The organism is Hydrocoleum sp. CS-953 (assembly GCF_002260545.1).
Taxonomy (GTDB): Bacteria; Cyanobacteriota; Cyanobacteriia; order Cyanobacteriales; family Microcoleaceae; genus Trichodesmium.
The window spans coordinates 1-4,083 of the sequence record NZ_LGSU01000656.1 but is presented as its reverse complement, the minus strand read 5'-3'; the positions used below and the strand labels follow the sequence as shown (position 1 = coordinate 4,083).

Below are 4,083 nucleotides of genomic sequence, written 5' to 3'. Positions count from 1 at the left end.
ATAGGAGCTTACCACCATGTTTTTGCACAATAATTTCATAACTAATTGCGAGTCCTAAACCTGTTCCTTTACCTATATCTTTAGTAGTAAAAAACAGGTTAAATATTTTCTCTTTCGCCTTTGAGGGAACAGGGAATAGGTATGGAGGGAATAGGGAATAGGGAGTCAATAGGATATGTAATTAATTTGGCTGATGAACTTAATCAATTGACTTAAAAAAATGCCATAAATAATTTAAAACTGATTATCTTAAATCATACCATTTAATCTGTTTAATCTGTCTGCTTCTCTGGCTGAATTGGAATTTCCAGAATAAATTCAGTTCCTTGATTTACTTCTGAATTACATAGGAGCTTACCACCATGTTTTTGCACAATAATTTCATAACTAATTGCGAGTCCTAAACCTGTTCCTTTACCTATATCTTTAGTAGTAAAAAACAGGTTAAATATTTTCTCTTTCGCCTTTGCTGGAATTCCCAAACCATTATCAGAAATTTTAACCAAAACACTATGTGGATTATCTTTTTTAACTGCCGTAGTAATTCTAATAGTAGGGTTAAAATCTTTCTCTATTGTTAGTTTTTCTTCCAATACATCTATGGCATTACTAAGCAGATTCATAAACACCTGATTAATTTGAGCAGCATGACATTTCACCAAAGGTAAATTCCCATAATTTTTCACAATTTCAATCTGAGAAACTGCGTGCTTAGGTTTCAAACGATGTTGCAAAATCAACAGGGTACTATCAATTCCTTGATGTAAATCTACTGGTTTCATTTCGGCTTCATCAAGACGAGAAAATGTTCTTAATGAAAATACTAATTGACGAATACGTTCAGCTCCTACCTTCATAGAATTCATCGTCTTAGGCAAATCTTGCATCACAAATTCTATGTCAATATCTTCTATAAAATCTTGAATTTCTGGAACAGGATCGACATAATGTTCAGAATATAATTTCATTAAATCAAGTAAATTTTGAGCATATTCTTCCACATAATTCAAATTGCCATAAATAAAGTTAACAGGATTATTAATTTCATGGGCAATTCCTGCTACTAACTGCCCCAAACCAGCCATTTTTTCTCCTTGAATCATGTGCATTTGAGTTTGTTTTAACTCCTGCAAAGCCTTTGTCAAATCTTCAGCTTGGGTACGAGTTTTTTCTAGTAATTCAGCTTGTTGTAAAGCAATACCTAATTGCACCCCTACCTGTGCCAATAAATTAATTTCTTCATCTTGCCAATAACGAGGACTAGAATTTTGATAAGCAACCAACAACCCCCAAAGTTTTTCCCCCTGCAAAATTGGTACAAAAGTTTCATTTCTGGGAAGTTTACTAGCATTAGTTTGTTTACTAATTACAGGATTAATTTGTAATGAACTTTGAACTACAGGAGTCCATTCATCAATGATCGAATCCGCCACAAATTCCCCACTCCAGTCTGGGTAAAAACGATAAATTGCCACTCGTTCAACTTCTAGTAACTGTCGCACTTCTTGAGTAGTAGTCTGAAAAATCTTATTAATATCCAAAGATTGACGAATTTTATCAATGGTAAGTGAAAGCGCCTTTTGCCGTTCTGTTGCTTTTTCCAATTCTGCTGTTTGAGCTTGAACTTGTTTGAAATACTCAGCTTGTTGTAGTGCAACTCCTAACTGACCGCCAATTTGAGCCAACAATTCTACTTCTGTTGCTTCCCACTCACGGGGAGTAGAATTTTGATAAGCTCCCAGCAAACCCCAAAGTTTTTCTCCCTGATAAATAGCCACGATCGCATACGCTCTAGCTTGATAAGACTCCAATACCTCCAGGTAACAGTCACTAAAACCTTTCTCATAGATATCGTTGCAGGTGCAATAAACTTTTTTAGCAAAATTTTCACCTTTGTTTTCCTGCAAATAAGTATCATTGACATAATTTGGCAAATCTCTAACGGAACATTTAGTAATATTTGCAGGAATTTTGGGATTTTCCTTTTGCTCCTGTATTAACTTCACCCAACCATCAGCTACTGACTCGGCAATAAATTCCCCACTCCAATCAGCATGAAAGCGGAATATAGCAACTCTGTCTGCATTGAGTAATTGTTGTACTTCTTGGGTGGTTGTTTGAAAAATTGTCTCAATATCCAGAGACTGACGAATTTTATCAACAATTGCAGCCAGAGTTTTTTGGCGTTTTGCTGATTTTTCCATTGCTGCTGCTCTGGTGGCAAGTTGTGTTGACTGCTCCTGAACTTTTTGAACGTACTCAGCTTGTTTTAGAGCAACCCCTAACTGAGTACCTATTTGAGATAGCAACTCCACTTCATCCTTTTGCCAATCACGGGGAGCAGAATTTTGATAAACTGCCAACAAACCCCAAAGTTTTTCTCCCAGATAAATCGCAATAATCCCATAAGCTCTAGCTTGATAAGACTCTAATATCTTAATGTAACAGTCAGTAAAACCTGCATTATAAATATCGTTGCAGACACGATAAAGTAATCCTTTAGCAAAATTCCCGCCCTGAGTTTTCTGCAAATAGGTATCAGTATTGGGAGTTGCCAAATCTTGTAGAGAACATTCGCTAACATTTTTGTTAATTTCGGAATTTTCCTTTTGCTCTTGTATTAAGGAATTCCAACCTTCAGCTACTGACTCAGCAACAAATTCCCCACTCCAATCAGAATTAAAGCGGTAGATAACAACTCTGTCTACATCCAGTAATTTTTGTACTTGTTGGGTGGTTGTGTGGAAAATTGTCTCAAGATCCAGAGACTGACGAATTTTATCAACAATTGTCGCCAGAGTTTTTTGGCGTTCTGCTGATTTTTCCATTGCTGCTGCTCTGATAGCTAGTTGTGTTGACTGTTCCTGAACCTTGTGAACATACTCAGCTTGTTGGAGAGCAACCCCTAACTGAGTACCTATTTGAGATAGTAACTCTACTTCATCCTTTTGCCAATAACGGGGAGCCGAATTTTGATAAGCTGCCAGCAAACCCCAAAGTTTGTCTCCCTGCAAAATTGGTGCAATTACATAAGCTTTAGCTCCAAACTCTTCTAAAAGTTGAACATGACACTCATCATAACCGACTTGATAGATATGATTAACAGCAAAACTTTCATTGTTTGCATACCGCCCCCCCTGATTTTCTTCTAAAAAAGTATCCTTAATAATGGGTTGAACTCCCACCAGAGGAGTCCATCCTTCGGCAAAAGACTCCGCAACAAATTCCCCACTCCAATCAGGTAAAAACTGATATATTGCTACTCGCTCCGCTTGTAGCAGTTGTCTTACTTCTTGGGTAGCAGTAGCAAAAATTGTCTCAATTTCCAAAGAAAGACGAATTTTGTCGAACAACTCACCTACTATTCTCTGACGTTCGGTTGACTTTTCCTTTTCTCTACTAATAGCTAGTTCTGCTGCTTGTTGTTCGACTTGTTTGAAAGCATCTTCTTGCTGTAGGGCTACACCAAAATGATCGGCTATTTGTTGAGCAAAATCTATTTCGTAGTCTTGCCAATGACGGGGGTTACTACATTGATGAATGCACAACAAACCCCAAAGTTCCGGTAATTCTCCTGCACCTACACCTTTAAGTAGAGGTACAATTAGATTTGCCCGTACTTGAAATTGCTCTAAAATTGCTGCATGACAATCACTTAATCCTGCTGCATAGATATCTGCTACTGCTTGGACTCTACCTTCTTGATAGTGAGCAGCAAATTGTTCTCCAAAACAGTAGTCATATACTTTAGCTGCCAATGCTGACTCCCATTCATCTGCTACATCTTCGGAAACAAATTCTCCTTCCCAGTCTCTTTCTGGATAGAAACGAAATACGGCAACTCGATCTACCTTAAGTAGTTGACGTACTTCTGTAGCAGTAACCTGAAAAATTTCTTCTAAGTCTAGAGTTAGACGAATTCTTTTGATTACTCTTGCTAAAGCTTTTTGTTGTTCTACTTGATAATTTGCTGCTTCTAAAAGTTGTGTATTTCTAATAGAGTTGTTGGGAAATAAGGTAAAATGGTTCAAGCAGAAATTGGCCAGAAGAATGCTAAATATTGAACGAGCCTTAAAACAAGAT

The 4,083-nt window shown here is 37.2% G+C and carries 1 protein-coding gene and 1 pseudogene; both read right to left on the bottom strand.

What is annotated here, in order from left to right; translation table 11 throughout:
- A pseudogene (locus AFK68_RS44485) lies at positions 1-115 on the bottom strand (histidine kinase); the annotation flags it as partial.
- Between the two features lie 157 nt (positions 116-272).
- The gene (locus tag AFK68_RS07440; protein ID WP_094672206.1) at positions 273-4,031 is read right to left on the bottom strand and encodes a GAF domain-containing protein; all 3,759 of its coding nucleotides are present in this window, start codon (positions 4,029-4,031) and stop codon (positions 273-275) included.
- Between the last annotated feature and the right edge of the window lie 52 nt (positions 4,032-4,083).